Here is a 17,839-nt window from a genome sequence, read left to right on the forward strand (position 1 = left end):
GCTGTAGAATCCCGCTGGGATTATTTCATGTTCCCAATAAAATCAATGGTCCAATATCTAAAGCCTGAACGCTTTGCGTTCTATGTCTTTTTTATTTTCTGATACTTATGAATGAAAGTATTCAACGCATCAGAAAATAAAAAAGCCCCTCCTTGCGGAGAGGCTTTAGGACCTTACAGTGATCCCGCTGGGATTAGCTTCGCTGTTCCCAGCTTGTCGTGTGCGATATCTCAAACCCGCTCCTCTTGAAGGAGCGAAGTTTTTTTATTTATATTACTTACAAAAGCGAGCTTTTGACGCATATAAATAAAAAAACCCAAGCCGAAAAGGCTTGGGTTTGAGATCTTATGTGATCCCGCTGGGATTCGAACCCAGGACCCCTACATTAAAAGTGTAATGCTCTACCAGCTGAGCTACGGAATCTAATCTACACTTTCATTGTAGTCCCCAAAACCAGAATGTTTGTTTTTGGGAGTGCAAATATAGATGCATTATTTAATTTTGCAAAGCCTTTTTAAATAAAAACTGAACTATTTTCTTTCTGCCTGATTTTCAGCGCATTTCAATCTGTTTTCGAAACCGAATCATTGGTCTGTAAAAGATTAAATCTTATAGCCGACAGAAGTGGATATGTCGTAAAAAAGTGGTATAATTGTGTATAACCTATCGATATTCACCTTGAGTTTGCATTTGGAAATAAAACCTATTCTGGGCCTGTCTGATTTGCTTTTTGGAGCATCCATGGCGGATGCTGAAAAAGTTTTCGGTAAAGCGGAAGAAAATGAGTTTTTGGATGATATTGAAGACAGTCAATCTACCGTATGGCATTATTGGGAACAGGGATTTTCTCTGTTTTTTGATGAACACAACGAACAAATTTTTTGTTGTGTGGAAATTGACAATGAAGATGTGGTTTTGTGGGGACAAAAGATATTCTCCTTCACCGAAAAACAGATTATTGATTTATTTAAAAGCAAAGGCATAACCAACTTCGAAACAGAAGTGCACGAATGGGGTGAAAAACGATTAACGTTTGATGAAGTAAACATTGATTTTTATTTCGAAAAAAATAAATTGAGTTCTATTAATTACGGAAAGTCTGAAATTGATTTTCCACTAATACTCCAAACTAATGGCAAAAATATTTTTAACCGGATACATGGGCAGTGGTAAATCTTCTGCCGGTAAAACCTTGGCAACCCAATTGGGGTACGAATTTATTGATTTGGATAAATTTATTGAGCAAGAATACAAAATGACCATTCCTGAAATTTTCGCATAACAAAGGTGAAAAGGAGTTCAGAGCAATGGAACACAATGCTTTGAAAAAAGTAATTGAGAAAGAGAATGTTATTGTTGCCTGCGGTGGCGGAACTCCTTGTTATTACAATAATATGGAGTTGATGAACAACAGCGGTGCAACCGTTTATTTAAAAATGAGCGCTGATTCACTTGTCAATCGATTGATGAACGCAAAAGAAAAGCGTCCACTCATCTTGAATAAAGATGAAAAGCAATTGAGAGAATTTGTGAATCGACAATTGGAAAAAAGAGAAGACATCTACCACCAAGCACAATATATCGTAAAAGGCAAAGACTTAAATGTAAAGGAATTGGCAGCTTTTGTGAAAGAGCAAGTTGGGGTTTAACTCAAATAAACCGACTCTTTACCTTTCTTCAAATCAACAGTAATGTGTTCCTGCAAAGTGGTGGATAAGGATAATCCTACAAAATCCGCTTTTATTGGATAGCGGTTATGACCTCTGTCGACTAAAACAACCGTTGTTAATCGTTTTACCGGAGCAATTAAAAACGGCTTCGCACCAAAAATGAGCGTTTTGCCTGAGTTTAAAACATCATCAGCCAGAATAATGACTTTGTTTTTTAATTCTTTGTCCGACAATGAAATTTTTATTTCTTTCGCAAGCGGATTTTCTTTATCGATTTTAATCTCAATCAATTTTATTTTAATAGAAGAAATTTTTTCTACAACACTTGCCAATCGTTTTGCAAAAATATAGCCGTTGTCAGAAATTCCAGCGATGATAATCTCTTTTTCAGAATGGTTGTTCTCGTATATTTCATAGGCAATTCGATTGATCTTTTGCTCAATTTGTTTGCCGTTCAAGATTAGTGTTTTGCCCATAGTATTAATTTCCTTTTTGCTTATTGAATCCGTCCGCCTTTAAAAAAGTATTTTTTATAATAGTCTTCGTTCAAATCGCTGATGATAACTCCTGAATGAACGGAAGCATGTGCAAATTTGTTATTCCCCAAATAAACACCAACATGAGAAATTTGCCCTTTCTTGATTTTGAAAAATAAAATGTCGCCTTCGATTAAGTCGTTTTTTTCTACCGGTTTTACAATGGGCCAAAGATCTTTGGAGCCTCCCATTAAGTCGATGCAATACGTATTTTTATACATGGTACTCACAAAACCGGAACAATCGATCCCTTTTTTTGTACGGCCTGAATATTTGTATTTGGTTCCTACCCAATCGTAAACTTGATAATACAGGTAAGGGCTGCATGCAGAATCCGGAGCAAGCTGATGCGAGGCATAGAAGGCTTCTATGCTTGGTTTTTGAGGTTTGCTTTTGGTTGTTTGCTTTGCTTTTTTGGGCTGGGCAGCAACTAAAAACGGAACTAAAAATAATAGTATGAGAATTCGCAACTTCATCGTTGTGCGAAGATACGAAATTTAAAAAAAGGAGAGAAATCTGGTGTCGTGTTTATTTTTTCTCAAAATGAATAAACAATTCTCTGTTTGCCCTTGGTTTAATTGAATTGTAGCAACTGTCGAATGTTTTGAAATGAAAATAGGGATTGAAATAGGAAATATATTCTTCTTTGTTTCCTCCAAAAGGCGGTTTGTCGATGTTTAAAACATCATTAAATAGAACACCTACCAGTTTTCCTTTGTTGTTGAGTAATTCATGCATCTTTTTTGCATACGCTTGTCGCAAAGATGGATTGATGGCACAAAAAAATGTTTGTTCTAAAATTAAATCATAGTGGTTGTGGTGTTCAAAAAAATCGCCTACAATTAAGTTTTCTTTTGGAAAATCAGGAATGCGTTTTTGAATATTTTTAAGTGGTTCTTCTGAAAGATCAATGATGGTTACATTCTTAAAACCGTTTTTGAAAAGATATTCTGCTTCGTAAGAATTGCCCGCTCCCGGAATTAAAATTGAAATGCTTTTATCCGTGAGTTGATCAATGTATTCTTTGAGTGGAGTGGAGATTTCTCCTAAATCCCAGCCGGTATCATTTTCAGTATAACGGGAGGTCCAATATTCTTTTGTTAAATCTAGCATACTATTAAAATATTAAAATGAAAATTGCAATCCGATTTTTACTCCCCAATTGTTGATTCGATTCCCAGGGTTGGCCAGTTCATATTCTTTTTTGTAAAAATCATCGTTATAAGTTAAGCGGTATAGAAAATCGATGCGAATGATGTCTAAAATGTTTTCAACTCCTAAATCAACTTCAAAATAAGGTACATCGTCCATTACGGTGAACGTGTTGTTGCTGTTGAAATTTTTGTTTCGTTGGCTCAGCGTTCCATACACCATGTTGATTCCTACAATTTCACGGAAGTTATAATCTTTGATAAATGGAATTCGGTTAAAGATAAGTCCGTTTAAATGGTGCTGCCAAAATGCTTCGATAAATTGATCACTAACAAATTCAAAATAATTCATTTGATTGAAAATGTTATTTCCATAAAATACATTTTCATTTCCACGAGGAATTTCAAGTAAGGTATACGGTATTTTAGAAAATACTTTTCCAGCTCTTAAATACACTTGCGAATAGCCCAAGGTAGCCATCCGAAAGCGGTTAGAGAAGGAGATGCTTGCTTTGTGATATTCAAAATCGCTGGCAAATACATTTTTTAAACCGAGTGTATAGTTGAAGGTGATGATGGGTGATTTGTTGTTTCCAAAGCTGATGCGTTCTGTTCCGTTTTGTACAAAACGTTCTTTTACAGAGAAGCGGGTGTCGATTAATACCTCCGTGATGGAATATTTTCGTGTTTGAAAAATATTAAACTGGTCGCCAAAATTAATTGGAAACAACGGGTTGGTGCGGATGTTTTGAAAGGTGATTTTTGTATTGATGCCTGGATTAAAATCTTTTTCGTACCAGATGCGTGCTTCTTGTTTACGAACCAATTTTGAAATGTTCCCAATTTGTGCAAAGGTGTTGTTTAAGTTGTTGGGCGCTTGTCCCAGGTTCATGTTGTTTGAATAATTGAAGTTGGTTCCGATCTGATCAATATCATCACGGTATTGAATACCGGCTTTGCTCCAAGGATAACGTGTTAGAATTTTTTCTAGTTGAAGGTTGTACTTAAATCCTTCGTCTTTAAATCCGTATGCTCCATATCCTCTGATGATCCAGGTGTCGCTGAATTTTTGATTGGTTCTGAATCCCAAACGCAAACGTGTTCCTTCGTATGCATTGTATCCATATACATTGATGTAATGTCCAATGTCAACTGGTCCGATGTCTTTGTAGCCGGAAAATAAAAAGTATAAAATGTTTACTCCTTTACGGATAAATGGAATGTTCCGCACGGTGTCAATCATGTCGTACGATTTGTTTTCCAATTTCGTTAACGGTTCATGTCGGTTTTCTCCCCACCAAGCCGTATCTTTCGTTAATGCGCTCTCCGCGTAGGTAATTCGTGATTTATAAAAGTCTGCTTCTTTAGGTTTATTCACCACAAAATTTTGGTTGGAGTTGTAGGTTTTCACCACCATACTTACAAACTTATCGGTGAGTGTGGTGTAATCAACCAGCGTTCTGGTTTGAGCAGGCACCCATGGTCCGGCTTCGGTTGGAATTAATACTTGTTGAATTCTCGCATGATCGATCCAATTCACATTCACATCCAAAATAATACCTAAATCCAATTGTTTGATAGCAAATGTGGTATCCGTAATCCAAACAAATCCGGTATAGGCTAAATCTTTTTTGTTTTTAGGATGACAATCAATTTTATAACATTTCATGCTGTCGATAAAAACGCTATCCACCAAAATGTAATTATAGAAGAGCATTGCATTTTCTGCAATAGGAGAGAGGATGTCTTTTCCTTGAATGGCGACACTGTTTTTGCAGAAGTTGTAGTTTTGAAAATCTGTTCCTGTAAGCTGAGAAACAGCGCTTCCATCTTTCATTCCCACAAATTTAATTTTTACCGCAGCAACATCTTCGTGTCTTCTTTCTGCTTCTTTGTAGGAGTAGATATCTGAAATCACTTCGCTCATCATTACGGGAAGGTTTGCTTTACTTTCTTCGCCAACGATTAAATCCAAACTGTCCCACATGGCAGCGAAGGGTCGGAATAACTTCCATCTGCGCATTTTCGGAGTGATATTATCCACATCTGCTTCTTGTTTGGTATAGCTGATGTATTGAATGGCAGTTAAGTTATCTCGATCGTATTTCGCTTTGTTCAATTGTGCATTCCGGATGATGCGCAAGGCAGGATTGATGCCCGGACGAATTTCAATGGTGTTGAGGTTAAGGGCTTCCGGACTTAATTGAAAATTGATTTCTTGTACTTTCCCTTTTTCTACTTTTTTCGCTTTTGATTTATATCCGATGAGCGACACATAAATTGAATCTTTGGGAGTAGTTGTGGTGATTGAATAATTACCATCAAAATCGGTGACCGTTCCAATTAATGTTCCTTTGAAATAGATGTTTACAAAAGGGATTCCGCTGTTGGTTCCAATTTCAGAAACATGCCCGCTAATAACGGTGGGTTGCTGAGCCATTGATGCATAGCTGAACAAGAGAAAGAGTAAAAGATATAGTAGTTTTTTAATAGTCATTCGTAAACACAGCCCTAACACTTCCGATAGCTATCGGGATCAAGAGGGAAATGGATTTCTTTGTAATTAATATTTTTAGTTTTCAATTTTTTATTTCCGATACAACTTTATCACATTATAACGCTATCATCCCATTATCCAAGAGCTTAGTTACCTAGTCACCTAGTTACTTACTCACCTATTTCAGTTCCAAAAGCACAACGTTTTCAACGTGATGTGTTTGTGGGAACATGTCAACCGGTTGTACTTTTATTACTTTGTATTTTGAATCCAATAGTTGTAGGTCTCGTGCCTGAGTAGAAGGGTTGCAGCTGACATAAACGATTCTGTTGGGTTCTATCTCTAATATTTTTTTTGTTACATCTTCATGCATTCCGGCTCTTGGAGGATCGGTAATGATCACATCCGGCTTACCGTTTTCATTAATAAATTCGTTGTTCAACACATCCTTCATGTCTCCGGCATAAAACACCGTATTGGAGATTTTGTTTAATTCGGAATTTATTTTTGCATCCTCAATTGCAGCCGGAACATATTCTACACCAACCACTTTTTTTGCTTGATGGGCAACAAAGTTGGCGATGGTTCCGGTACCGGTATATAAATCGTAAACAACATCTGTGTTTTTGATTGCAGCAAATTCACGTGTTACTTTGTACAATTCATACGCTTGATCAGAGTTGGTTTGATAAAAACTTTTCGGGCCAATTTTAAATTTTAGGCCTTCCATGTTTTCGTAAATACTATCATTTCCTTTATATACGAGAATATCCAAATCTCCGATTGTATCATTTCTTTTAGAATTAATCACATATTGTAAGGACGTGATTTGCGGAAATTGGTTGGCTATGTGATCTAATAATTTAGGGATTTCTACTTTGTCGTCATAATGAAATGCAACAATCAGCATCCATTCACCGGTAGAAGTACTGCGGATGATGATGTTTCTTAAAAACCCGATTTGCTCTCTTAAATCGAAGAAAGAAAGGTTGTTTGCAAGCGCATACTTCCTTATTTCATTGCGTATTGCATTGGAAGGTTCTTCTTGCAGATGGCAGGTGTTGATGTCTAAAATTTTATCAAACATGCCTGGAATGTGAAATCCAAGTGCATTGCGGGAAACTTCTCCTGCACCATCTCCAAATGAAAGTGCTTTGTCGTTTACTTGTTCTTTCGTCAACCACTTTTTGTTGGAGAATGTAAATTCCAGCTTGTTGCGGTAGTTGTACACTTTTTGTGAAGGAAGAATTTTTTGTATTTCGGGTAATTCAATTTTCGCTAAGCGTGTTAAGGCATCGCTCACTTGTTTTTGTTTGTAGAACAATTGCCAGTCGTAGCTCATGTTTTGCCATTTACAGCCACCACAGGTTCCAAAATGTTCACAAATCGGTTCCGTACGTTTATCTGATTTTTGTTTGATAGCAATAGCTGTCGCTTCTCTGTATTTGCTCTTTTTTCTGGTGACTTGTACATCAACAATATCTCCGGGTACGGCACCTTTGATGAAAATGACATATTCTTCCGTTCTGGCAACAGATTGTCCATCAGAGCTGGCATCAATTACAGTAATGTTCTCAAGTATGGGTAAAGGTTTTTTATTGGCATTTCTCATAACGCACGAAGTTACAAAAAAATGGAACGCAGATTTAACGGATTTTCAGGATTTTCGCTGATTTTATTTGCTTACAGAGGCAGCAAAATTAGATCATCCTTTCAATTCACTCCTATTGTTCTGGATTCCATTTTTTTGTGAATGTCTTTACCAGTCGGTGCAATAAAAAATGTTTAGACAAGGATGTCGGTTTTGATGGTTAGGATATCCCGGATTATCAATATAGTCGTTGAAATCAGCACTTTCTGTTTTTTCTTCTGCATGTGTAACGTAAGGTTCATTTTCCGGTGTTAAATAGTAGTTTGAATCCAATTGTTTTTTGAATCTTGTGACCATTCTATTGCAGGAACCGCTCGCCCAGGTCACATCGATAAAATACCAGCTATTGTCGATTTTTACTTTATTCCAGGCATGGTTGGTATTGAACATGTTCAATTTGCGGAAGAAGTTTACTGTTTTGGGGTGTTGACTCGTGATTCCATTTACGATGTAACATTTTAATCCCGCAGCGCGACACAATTCATAAAACAGAAAGGTATATCCGCTGCAAATTCCTTTTTTAGATTTCATCACATGTTCTGCAATAGCATAATAATAACTTTTTGAATTGTTGTAATCTTTGGAATCGAGTCCTCTTATTTTTCCGTTGTTGTGAAATGTTTTACAATCGTACGCAATGTTGTTTGTCATCCAACGAAAGATGGCTCTCACTTTTTCTTCCTCGGTTTCATACTTTGTGGTTAATTTTTTAGAGAGTTCCGGAATGGTGGTATAGGTTTCTTTAAATGCAAGTATATCAGCATCCACTTGAGCGGTAAGTGTTTTATCAAGTGTGGCTTGGCCGAAAGCGATTTGTTGTTTTGTAAAAAATAAAATGAATACAAAACCAATGAATAGGGTCTTTTTCATAGCAGTAAAGATTAAAGGGTTCGTAGCGTTTAGTATTGATTCATTCGGCCGAATGTGTCAATATAACGAGGTGCTATAAAAAAGATACGGGCGAGAAAAAGTTACTTTTTCGAATTGACTTTGGTGTTAGTGTCAGTTCGAGTGTTCCGGAGGAACGTATCGAGAACAAACGAAAAAATAACTATCAACTACTTCTCGATACTCTCCCGCTGGTCGAACTCGAAGTGACCTAATCTTCGGCTTGTTTGGTAGGATTGTTTCTTCTTTCGGTAAACCGAACATTTTCTGCATGTGTTGAATACAGATTGTCTTCCGATGCTAAAAAATAATAGGCATTAAATTTTTTATAAAACTTTTTTACGGGCTTGTCGCAATACCCTGCAGCCCAAGTAGCATCCAGATAATACCAGGTGCCATTTATTTTTACTTTGTTCCAGGTATGGTTGGTGCTGAAACTATTTCTCTTGCGAAGTTTTTTTATTTTGTCTTTGTTCTCGCTTGCTCTGCCTTCCACAAGTTGACATTCGATGCCTACACTTTTGCAAAGTTCGCGGAAAAGAATTGCATAACCATCACAAACTCCTTTTTTGTTTCTCACCACCAGCATCGAATAATTGTAATAGTATTTATCCAGTTTTATTAAAAGTTCTTCGGGTGTTTTATAGCTAAAATTTCCTTTCGGTGTTTTTTTGTTGTGGTAAGTAACGCAATCGTATGCAATGTTGTTGGTTACCCAGATGAATAATGCCCGTACTTTTTCTTCTTCGGTTGTAAAAGGTGCTGTGATTTCTTTTGCAAGAATGGGAACCGCTTTGTTTTTCTTTTTTAGTTTCAGAACGTATTCATCAACTTTTTTGAATTTTTCAGTAGCAGCGGAATCGGTATAGTTGGAGGAGTTGGTATTTACAGCGGCAGGTTCTGCTTTTTCAGCAATACTATCTATTACTTCTTGCGATGATGCGGTATTCATGCAAAAAATAAAACAAGCAAAAAATATAAATAGTCTAAACACTCGCATTGCTAAGGTCTTTAACGTCATGGGTGCTGCTAGGCAGAATGACGATTATACTCGGACTTTACTTTCTATAAAGTTACAGTTATTTTCATTAAATTTGTATAGTAATTTATGAATCGTATGGAAACAATGTCAGAAAATAAAATTAGCGCACAAAAAGCAATCGAATTAGAGGAAAAATACGGAGCTCACAACTACCATCCGTTACCGGTGGTTTTGGAGCGTGGAGAAGGTGTGTATGTGTGGGATGTTAACGGAAAACAATACTTTGATTTTCTTGCAGCATATAGTGCCGTAAACCAAGGACATTGTCATCCTAAAATTATTTCTGTCCTCATTGAACAAGCTCAAAAATTAACCCTTACGTCTCGTGCATTTTATAACGATTCGTTGGGAGAATATGCAAAATTTATCACTTCTTATTTCGGTTTTGATAAAGTATTGCCAATGAATACAGGAGCCGAAGGCGTAGAAACGGCATTAAAACTTGCACGTAAATGGGCATATGAGAAAAAAGGCGTACCGGCAAACGAAGCAAAGATTATTGTTTGTCAAAACAATTTCCATGGTCGCACCATTTCTATCGTTTCGGCAAGTAATGATGAAGATGCGCGTAAAAATTTCGGACCGTTTACACCCGGAATTCTATCCGTAGAATACAACAACGTGGCAGCGTTGGCAGAATTGTTAAAAGATAAAACGGTAGCCGGATTTCTAATTGAGCCGGTACAAGGCGAAGCTGGAGTGGTGGTGCCCGATGAAGGTTATTTGAAAAAATGCTATGATTTGTGTAAAGCAAACAATGTATTGTTTATTGCAGATGAAATTCAATCCGGATTGGGAAGAACCGGAAAGCTATTGGCTTGCGACCACGATGGAGTGCATCCCGATATTTTGATATTAGGAAAAGCATTGTCCGGTGGAACGTATCCCGTTTCTGCCGTATTAACAAGCGATGAAGTGATGTTGTGCATCAAGCCCGGACAACATGGTTCCACCTACGGAGGAAATCCACTGGCATGTAAGGTTGGAATAGCAGCATTGACTGTTTTGAAAGAAGAGAAACTATCCGAAAATTCAGAACGATTAGGAAAATTGTTGTTAGCCGAATTGAAAAAGATTCAAGCAGAAAATCCGGAATTGGTGAGATTGGTGCGAGGAAAAGGATTGTTTTGTGCGATGGTGATTAATGAACGCAATGGAAAAGACGCTTGGGATGTTTGCATTGAAATGATGAAAAACGGATTGTTAGCGAAACCTACACATGGCGATATTATTCGTTTTGCGCCTCCATTAGTGATAACTGAAGAACAGTTGATGGAATGTGTAAGTATTATTAGAAAAGTGGTGAAGATGTTTTAATCCTATAAACAATAAATTAAAAAGCCTCGTATGTATTACGGGGCTTTTTTTATGAATAAGATTTGATTGTTTTTAAGCGAAACAAACTTTTCAATTTTGAGTTATAAACCAAATGTGCAAAATGCATTCAATGCCGAACTCCTCATAAGGCATCTTGTAGTAAATGAAACTAAAAATTACTATATTAGCTTACTTCGGTGTATCGAAGGTTTGGTTTCAGGATGACCGGAGGAGTACAATGAGAAGAAAATGAATAAGTGTTCGAACCCCATTGCGCACCCGTGCTGCACCTGAAATAAAGTAAATTAATCCTTCACCTTAATAAGCATCGATTTTAGGGACACATGAATAAACTGCTTTTACGTTACAAAATCACTGTTAGTGATCAGAGACTGGAGATAATAATTAAAAGAAAGATCTGGCAACGGATGTTTTTTATTATTGTAATTGGACTCTACTACTCTTCTGGTCATTTTAATATTCGAACCGCAGCGGTTTTGGTTTTGCTTGTGTTATTGACTTTCACTTATCGAGAAAAAATAGAATTTCATAAAAAAGGCGAGTATCTCGTTACAAAAAAAGGTGTAGTTTTAGGAATACCTGTTCTTAACTACTATAAGCTCGAAAACGCGTATTTAGATCTTGAATTAACCATAACAAAGCGTAAAGAGCTTGCGGATTATGATTCTGGTACAACAATTCTGCGCGTTTTTGTCCAAATAAAAGATACTGATATTAGCTATTTGATCACAAAGTTTACTGATAAGGAAGATCTAGAATATTTTTCCCAAACTATTAAGGATTTTAATGGCTTTACAATTCGGGAGACGAAGTAGTAAGTGTTATAATTAATTATAATTTGATCTTGTGACCAAAGATCTTGAGAGTGCCATTTTCCTTGGTTATTGAGAATTCATGAATTTCAGGTGTCTTTCCTCTGTCTACTATATATGTCAACGCGACAAAGGGTTCACTTCCATATGTAATTTCGGAGTTGGATAATTCAAACCTATTGATTTCTCCTATATTGTCGTTAATCATCATCAGATTTTTTTTCCATTGGTCTTCACTTACTTCGACAAAAAAGTTATCCGAGTAGTACTGCCTAATTACATCGTAATTTTGTTCTTGAATTTTTACCAGTAGTTCTTCCGACATGGATTTTGCTTCAGAAACATTTATATCGTTTTTATAGCTATTTCCGCAAGCTGAAATAAGTAAAATAAAAATTGCTGCAAATGTTTTTTTCATGTCATCAAATATACTTATTAATCTAACATGTTTATCTACCCACTAGACAAAAGCCCCTACTAAACAATGTAAAATGTCTATAAATCACCTGTCAGACGCAATTTGTATCCGCTAGGTTTACCTTTGTTTGGATCTTTGAATACTAATTTTTTCGGATAAGTAGGGTTTCAACAGTTGTTCCATTTATTTTAGCAATTTTCCAATACAAAACCTAAAAAACATATTTCCCAACATATCATCTTAGGTTTCCGGTCATCCTGAAACCCTCCCCTTCAAACTGGCTCCACTCATAAAATGTCCCCCAGACATTTTATGGAGTGCCCCTGGTACACCGAAGGTAGTAAATATTAATAATTGGGTATTAGGGTTTATAAATGCAGTTTAGAAAGGAATTTTATATCGTTTTTATAAAGTGGTATCCTTTTTTTACAAATCCTTCTCGTTCGTAGAAGGCATGAGCTTTTTCATTTTCTAAATAAGCATCCAGCATTATTTTCTTGCAATTGTTTTCTATTGCTTTTTGGGTACACCAATCGCATACTAGTTTTCCAATCCCTTTGGAGCGGTAGTTTTTATCAATCACTACATTGTCCATTTCCAAATATTTCCCGGAATACAATTTGGTATTGATCCAATATCCGGAAATACCGATGCATGTATCCGCATCAAAAATAGCCACTTGTCCGTAGTCATTTTTTAGCATTTCGGGAAGCAGGATTTTGTAATCTTCTATGGTAAGTGTCGGTTGTAGTTGTTGAAGAAGAGAAATGTGTTGAAGCATTTCTTCGGGTGTGAGGAGTTCTTTGAAGGTGTAGGAGTGATTCATTTATTTATGTGAGACTGCGTGAATTGGTGATTGCCAATCCCTTGGCCCCCTTTAAAGGGGGAATTAATCCTGCTGTAATTTTAATTGTTGGTCACGATGATTATTTTATTCTATTGTTTGCCGCCACCTGTCACTTCTTTTTCGGAGGCATTGGTCCACGTTTGTAGATAATTAATCCATTTAAAGTTGCGCAACAACTGATCGCCACAAGGTTTGAAGTTTTGGTGGTCGGGTGTTCTGTAAAGCATTGACTTCACTTTTTGAAATTTCGAAAATCGACCAACTTTAAGATTTTAATAACATCTTCGTCTTTTAGCTCAGCGCTACGCGTAATTTTAGAATATCGTTGTTTGACAGCATCGTTTAGTGTTTGAATCTGCAAAGTTATCAATAATATATGAATCGTTGTTTCTTCTTCAAAAATAGTCAATATCGCCTCATTTATTTGTAGATTTGAACCTTGTAATTATGTTTTAAAATTATGAATATGAGTAACGAACTATTAAATAAGTTACATCCGTATCTGGATACCTTGATTTCTTATTTACCAGGATTGATAAAAGCATTGCTCACCTTGGTCATCGGGTTTTGGCTGGCCAAACGCGTGGATAAACTTTTGATTAAATATTTTAATGGCCGTCATTACGATGTTTCATTGGGAAGTTTTGTAAGAAGTTTGGTGAACATCGGATTAAAAATTATTGTTTTAATTACGGTTGCCGGAATGATTGGTTTGCCAACCACTTCTCTTGTAGCAGTGTTTGGAGCAGCAGGTTTGGCAATCGGTTTGGCCTTACAAGGTTCTTTGTCGAATTTTGCTGGTGGTGTTTGATTTTAATTTTAGCCGTTCAAGGTGGGTGATTTAATAACGTGTCAGGTGAAAGTGGACAGGTAAAGAATTCAGATTTTAATACCATTATGATTACGGAAAAACAAAACGGATTATTTTGCCGAATGGTGCGGTATCTAATGGTACGATCATCAATGTTTCTAAACAAGGAAGTTTGCGTGTGGATATTAAAGGTGAGTGTTGATTTTAATGGAAGACCTTCACAAGGTGAGAAAAATAATTCTGGAAGAGTTGAGTAAGGATGATTGATCTTAAAAGAACCAGCGCCTACTGTAAATATTGTTGGCTATGCAGAAAGTGCAATGATGCTTTCCATTCGTCCATATGCCACACCCGACAATTCTCAATTTGTGCAGTTCAATGCGTATGAAAATATTCATCAGGCATTAATCGACAATGGTATTAAAGGTCCGCAGATTAAGCGCGTAATGGTACAAGAATAAATAAAAAAGCTCCCGATGATTCGGGAGCTTTTTTTATAAAAGGGGGTAGTTATTAATAGTTCAATAATTCTTCAATTGCTTTTGCAACTTTGGTGGCATTCGGCAACATGGTTGTTTCCAACGTAGAATTTAGAGGAATAGCCGGAAGGTTTTCCGAACCGATTACTTCTACCGGAGCATCTAAATATTCGAAACATTTTTTAGAAATTCGTCCTGCCAATGCTTGCGAGAAACCATTGTTATAAGGTTCTTCCGTAAGTACGATGCATTTTCCATGTTTTTTAACGGTAGCTAAATTGTTTCTTCATCAGTGGATTAGTGTTCTTAAATCCACAATTTCAACTTAATAAGGGAAATTTTCGCTGCATTTTTGCCCAATACACGCCCATTCACTAAGTAATGATTGTGATGGATGATGTATAATGTGAGACGGCAAATGTACCATCTTCCATTTTTCCATTTTCCGTTTTCCATTCCTACTACCCGCACCATGCGCTTTTCCGAATGGAATAATATAATCTTCATCCGGTTCAATGGTTTTGCATCTTCCGTTCACTTTACTCCAGTACAATCCTTTGTGTTCGAGCATCACTACCGGATTCGGATCGTAGTAGGCAGCTTTCATCAAACCTTTTAAATCAGCACCGGTGGAAGGATAACATACTTTGATACCACGGATATTGGTTAAAATACTTTCTACACTCGAAGAGTGATAGAGTCACCTCTTCCATACGCTACCAATTGGAACACGGATGATGGCACTCACCGGCCATTTGCCATTCGACAAATAACTGGATCTCGCAAACTTCTGTAATAAATTGATTTAAGCCCGGCCAGATGTAATCGGCAAACTGAACTTCTACAATGGGTTTGCAACCAACCGCACTCATTCCAACAGTGCTGCCAATAATGAATGCTTCCTGGATAGGTGTATTAAATACGCGTTTGTCCCCAAATGGTTGTGCCAAGAGTAACTGCTTCCCGAAAAACTCCTCCGAATCGTCCACCTACATCTTGGCCGTATAGCAAAGATTCCGGATGTTTCCATCAATTCTTGAATTGGAAAGCAGAATCCACCATAACAGTTTTTCTTTCCTGCGGTTCTCTTTCACCTTTTCTTCGGTAACAGGAGTAGGTGCAGTAGTCGTGATCAGAAAATAAATCTTCAGGGCGAGGATCTTCTGCATCAATGCTTTTTGATAATCGCGTTCCTACCTTTTCTTTTGCGATAATTCAGTTTCATTTAATTCGGATAGAAATCATGCTACAATCATTTGTTGTGCAATCTTGAAACGGATCAAGTTTTGTACTTCTTCAAATCATCGCGGTACCATTCTTTGCTCGCCTGAGGTATGGTGATTTAACAAAGGTTTTTTCGCATGAATTAAAGGTCTCTGCGTTCTTTGCGGATAATGGCAGTACTTCTTTAACGGTGTTGTATGATTTTTCAAAATCCGTTCCGTCAATGGTTCTTGTTTCCAATCCTTTAAATCCTTTGGCATATTCGGTGGCATCTTGAGCGCGAATTTCTTTTGCGTTTGCCGAAATATCCCATTCGTTATCTTGAACAACATAAAGGATTGGCAATTTTTTTAATACCGCCATTTGAAATGCTTCCGCCACTTCACCTTCGGTAATACACGCATCACCTAGAGAACAAACCGCAATGGGTTTGTCCACTTTCTCCCTCTCCCTTGGAGAGGGTAAATGAGTTTGGGTTTTGTTTTTCTAAATATTGAATACCCATGGCACCCGTTTGTTGGGATGGCTTGCATTCCCGTTGCAGAAGATTTGGTGGACGATTTTAGGCATATCGTCTCTTTTTAAACGATCGCTTGGCAGTAATAGGTTCTTCCACCGGAAAAAGGGTCATCGCGTTTTGCCAATAGCTGCAACGTCATTAATTCGATAGGGCTGCATCGATTCCAAGCATCATGCTATCGTCACGGTAATAGGCCGAAAGAAAATCCTGTAGGTAACAATTGCAAACTAACAACCAACTGAATCGCTTCATGTCCGCGTGGAGTAGCATGCATATTTTGCGGTTACTTCTTTATTGGCTTCATAAGTTCTGCCATTGCTTTGGCAGTGCACATCAATTCAAACCTTTTATCAAAGTCGCCTCTTCGATGGAAGAGTTGATTTTCTTTTTTATCAGTGGTTGTATCCGCCATGGCTTTAACTGTAAGATTTTATAAACTTAATGTTATAATTTTATTACTAACCCAATAATTGTATAGCTAAGTAAAATTAATTAGTTTAAATTCCAAGCAAATTAATTTTTGCAGAATATAATTCTGTGATTATTCAAAAATGACAAATAATTGTTTTGTTTGGGTGTAAAGAAGAGCCAACAGAGAATCTATTTTTTAAGGATGTTAGTCTTCCTTTGCTTCAGGTTCAAGCACCTGCACAAAAGATTTGACAGGGGTTACTGTTGCAGGGAATTTTAATGAGTCGGTATGGAGGTAGTAGCAGGCTGCCACTGGCCATAGTCATATTAGGGAGGACCTGCTTTTGTTGTTGTAGAATAGATATTTATGAATTGGTTTGAAAAGGTAATCTTATCGATTTTCCAACTCCTCCCCAAACAATAATCGTAGATATACTCAGGTCCGCATAGGGCTTATTTGTTGTACTTCCTGTAAGATGAATCCAGAATTCATCGTATTCAAAAATATTATCTATCGTAAAATACTGTCCTCCACTAAAATTGAGTTGGGCAGTAGTTCCTTGTGCTAGTATCTCATATTTGATTTCTTCTTCTGACTCATCAACGAATGAAGTGATCATCGTTAACATTGGAAATTAACGAGGCGAAAAAATATGTTTTAACAATTTCATTTGAATACTACTAACGCTAAGTTACAATAAATAGTGTAGTATAGGAAATCTAACTTACCTTTGTTGTTCAACTACATGATGATGTTACAGAAAGCACTGGAGAATTTAAAAATTGCCTCATTAAATGAAATGCAATTAGCAACGATTGAAGCCGCTAGAAATCAAACGATATTATTTTATTGTCGCCAACGGGTTCGGGAAAAACGCTAGGATTTCTATTGCCTGTTTTAAATTCTTTGGATAAAACGAAGAAGGATTCAAGCCTTGGTGATTGTTCCATCGCGGGGTTAGCCCATTCAAATTGAACAAGTGTTTAAACTCGTGCAAACCGGATTTAAAGTGGTGTGCGTATGGCGGACATTCTACAAAAAACGGAAAAAATAGTTTGGGTGTGAAGCACCGGCTGTATTAGTAGGAACACCGGGGCGATTGGCATTTCATATTCGCAATGAAAATATAAATACTGCAACCATCCATACGTTTGGTATTGGATGAGTTTGATAAAGCTTTGGAGTTTGGTTTTCAGGAAGACATGTCGTTTTATTGTTTATCATCTGAAAAATTTAAAAAAGCGAATGTTGACATCTGCCCACTACAGATGAAGAAGTATTCCGGGTTGCGGGATTAAAAGAACCAGTGGAATTAAATTTTTGGAAGTAAAACTCCAGAGAAAGTAAAAGCAGAAGGTCCAAAATTAAAAATTGATTCAATCGGATACAAAGATAAAATAGATGCATTGTTTTCATTGATTTGTCAATGGAAATAACGCAACACTTGTTTTTGTAATCACCGCGAGGTTGTTGACAGAATCATGGGGTGTTGTTGGAGAAGGGACTGTTTCATGGAGACGTTTCATGGGAAGATGGAGCAGGA

The 17,839-nt window shown here is 36.9% G+C and carries 23 protein-coding genes, 1 tRNA gene and 1 pseudogene; 8 read left to right on the forward strand and 17 right to left on the reverse strand.

The genetic code is table 11. The features are described from left to right. Positions 1-350: 350 nt before the first annotated feature. Positions 351-423 (reverse strand) — tRNA-Lys (locus IPP64_05190). Between the two features lie 231 nt (positions 424-654). Between IPP64_05190 and IPP64_05195 the strand changes: the two genes are divergently transcribed. Genes IPP64_05195 through IPP64_05205 form a run of 3 tightly spaced genes read left to right on the forward strand, consistent with a single transcriptional unit; the run spans position 655 to position 1,649 of the window. Then, positions 655-1,173 carry a hypothetical protein gene (locus IPP64_05195; GenBank protein MBL0328813.1) on the forward strand — a complete coding sequence of 173 codons (519 nt, stop codon included), beginning with the start codon at positions 655-657 and terminating at the stop codon, positions 1,171-1,173. Beyond that, positions 1,133-1,282, forward strand: coding sequence for a hypothetical protein (locus IPP64_05200; protein ID MBL0328814.1), 150 nt, complete (start codon positions 1,133-1,135; stop codon positions 1,280-1,282). Before IPP64_05195 ends, IPP64_05200 begins: the two co-directional genes overlap by 41 nt. 25 nt (positions 1,283-1,307) lie before the next feature. Beyond that, the gene (locus tag IPP64_05205; GenBank protein MBL0328815.1) at positions 1,308-1,649 is read left to right on the forward strand and encodes a hypothetical protein; all 342 of its coding nucleotides are present in this window, start codon (positions 1,308-1,310) and stop codon (positions 1,647-1,649) included. On the opposite strand, the gene IPP64_05210 is transcribed toward IPP64_05205, so the two are convergent. The 7 genes from IPP64_05210 to IPP64_05240 form a co-directional block, all read right to left on the reverse strand. Further along, positions 1,646-2,146 carry a phosphoribosyltransferase gene (locus IPP64_05210; protein ID MBL0328816.1) on the reverse strand — a complete coding sequence of 167 codons (501 nt, stop codon included), beginning with the start codon at positions 2,144-2,146 and terminating at the stop codon, positions 1,646-1,648. The genes IPP64_05205 and IPP64_05210 overlap by 4 nt on opposite strands. 20 nt (positions 2,147-2,166) lie before the next feature. Continuing rightward, a complete protein-coding gene (locus IPP64_05215) occupies positions 2,167-2,682 on the reverse strand; it encodes a C40 family peptidase (protein MBL0328817.1) in 516 nt (171 codons plus the stop codon). Between the two features lie 52 nt (positions 2,683-2,734). Then, entirely contained in the window at positions 2,735-3,319 is a 585-nt protein-coding gene (locus IPP64_05220; protein MBL0328818.1) for a methyltransferase domain-containing protein, read from the reverse strand. Between the two features lie 12 nt (positions 3,320-3,331). Further along, positions 3,332-5,854, reverse strand: a complete 2,523-nt coding sequence (locus IPP64_05225) for a carboxypeptidase-like regulatory domain-containing protein (GenBank protein MBL0328819.1) — start codon at positions 5,852-5,854, stop codon at positions 3,332-3,334. Positions 5,855-6,032: 178 nt separating this feature from the next. After that, complete coding sequence (gene rlmD, locus IPP64_05230) at positions 6,033-7,466, reverse strand: 23S rRNA (uracil(1939)-C(5))-methyltransferase RlmD (protein ID MBL0328820.1); 1,434 nt, start codon at positions 7,464-7,466, stop codon at positions 6,033-6,035. Positions 7,467-7,613: 147 nt separating this feature from the next. Further along, positions 7,614-8,375 carry a hypothetical protein gene (locus tag IPP64_05235; GenBank protein MBL0328821.1) on the reverse strand — a complete coding sequence of 254 codons (762 nt, stop codon included), beginning with the start codon at positions 8,373-8,375 and terminating at the stop codon, positions 7,614-7,616. 229 nt (positions 8,376-8,604) lie between these two features. Next, positions 8,605-9,345: a hypothetical protein gene (locus IPP64_05240; GenBank protein ID MBL0328822.1), complete on the reverse strand. Its 741-nt coding sequence runs from the start codon at positions 9,343-9,345 to the stop codon at positions 8,605-8,607. A gap of 165 nt (positions 9,346-9,510) precedes the next feature. Between IPP64_05240 and rocD the strand changes: the two genes are divergently transcribed. Continuing rightward, complete coding sequence (rocD, locus tag IPP64_05245) at positions 9,511-10,752, forward strand: ornithine--oxo-acid transaminase (GenBank protein MBL0328823.1); 1,242 nt, start codon at positions 9,511-9,513, stop codon at positions 10,750-10,752. 344 nt (positions 10,753-11,096) lie between these two features. Beyond that, complete coding sequence (locus tag IPP64_05250; GenBank protein MBL0328824.1) at positions 11,097-11,588, forward strand: hypothetical protein; 492 nt, start codon at positions 11,097-11,099, stop codon at positions 11,586-11,588. Between the two features lie 16 nt (positions 11,589-11,604). Here IPP64_05250 and IPP64_05255 read toward each other — a convergent pair whose 3' ends face one another. From IPP64_05255 to IPP64_05265, 3 genes and pseudogenes are all read right to left on the reverse strand, one after another. Continuing rightward, complete coding sequence (locus tag IPP64_05255) at positions 11,605-12,003, reverse strand: hypothetical protein (protein MBL0328825.1); 399 nt, start codon at positions 12,001-12,003, stop codon at positions 11,605-11,607. 394 nt (positions 12,004-12,397) lie between these two features. After that, positions 12,398-12,829 (reverse strand): GNAT family N-acetyltransferase, encoded by a 432-nt coding sequence (locus IPP64_05260; protein MBL0328826.1) that lies wholly within the window; start codon positions 12,827-12,829, stop codon positions 12,398-12,400. A 130-nt stretch (positions 12,830-12,959) separates the two neighbouring features. After that, positions 12,960-13,186 (reverse strand): annotated as a pseudogene (locus IPP64_05265) (DUF1456 family protein). A gap of 130 nt (positions 13,187-13,316) precedes the next feature. Between IPP64_05265 and IPP64_05270 the strand changes: the two are divergent. Next, positions 13,317-13,661, forward strand: a complete 345-nt coding sequence (locus IPP64_05270) for a mechanosensitive ion channel (protein ID MBL0328827.1) — start codon at positions 13,317-13,319, stop codon at positions 13,659-13,661. Positions 13,662-13,924: 263 nt separating this feature from the next. Beyond that, complete coding sequence (locus tag IPP64_05275; GenBank protein ID MBL0328828.1) at positions 13,925-14,122, forward strand: hypothetical protein; 198 nt, start codon at positions 13,925-13,927, stop codon at positions 14,120-14,122. A 52-nt stretch (positions 14,123-14,174) separates the two neighbouring features. On the opposite strand, the gene IPP64_05280 is transcribed toward IPP64_05275, so the two are convergent. The 6 genes from IPP64_05280 to IPP64_05305 form a co-directional block, all read right to left on the reverse strand. Then, entirely contained in the window at positions 14,175-14,387 is a 213-nt protein-coding gene (locus IPP64_05280; protein ID MBL0328829.1) for a hypothetical protein, read from the reverse strand. Between the two features lie 78 nt (positions 14,388-14,465). Then, positions 14,466-14,813 carry a hypothetical protein gene (locus tag IPP64_05285; GenBank protein ID MBL0328830.1) on the reverse strand — a complete coding sequence of 116 codons (348 nt, stop codon included), beginning with the start codon at positions 14,811-14,813 and terminating at the stop codon, positions 14,466-14,468. 43 nt (positions 14,814-14,856) lie between these two features. Beyond that, positions 14,857-15,129: a hypothetical protein gene (locus IPP64_05290; protein ID MBL0328831.1), complete on the reverse strand. Its 273-nt coding sequence runs from the start codon at positions 15,127-15,129 to the stop codon at positions 14,857-14,859. After that, entirely contained in the window at positions 15,130-15,309 is a 180-nt protein-coding gene (locus IPP64_05295) for a hypothetical protein (protein MBL0328832.1), read from the reverse strand. A 127-nt stretch (positions 15,310-15,436) separates the two neighbouring features. Then, positions 15,437-15,802 carry a hypothetical protein gene (locus IPP64_05300; protein MBL0328833.1) on the reverse strand — a complete coding sequence of 122 codons (366 nt, stop codon included), beginning with the start codon at positions 15,800-15,802 and terminating at the stop codon, positions 15,437-15,439. Between the two features lie 858 nt (positions 15,803-16,660). After that, entirely contained in the window at positions 16,661-16,915 is a 255-nt protein-coding gene (locus IPP64_05305; protein MBL0328834.1) for a hypothetical protein, read from the reverse strand. A gap of 230 nt (positions 16,916-17,145) precedes the next feature. On the opposite strand from IPP64_05305, the gene IPP64_05310 reads away from it, so the two are divergent. After that, positions 17,146-17,271 (forward strand): hypothetical protein, encoded by a 126-nt coding sequence (locus tag IPP64_05310; protein ID MBL0328835.1) that lies wholly within the window; start codon positions 17,146-17,148, stop codon positions 17,269-17,271. Positions 17,272-17,839 lie beyond the last annotated feature (568 nt).

The organism is Bacteroidota bacterium (assembly GCA_016722565.1).
Classification (GTDB): domain Bacteria; phylum Bacteroidota; class Bacteroidia; order 2-12-FULL-35-15; family 2-12-FULL-35-15; genus 2-12-FULL-35-15.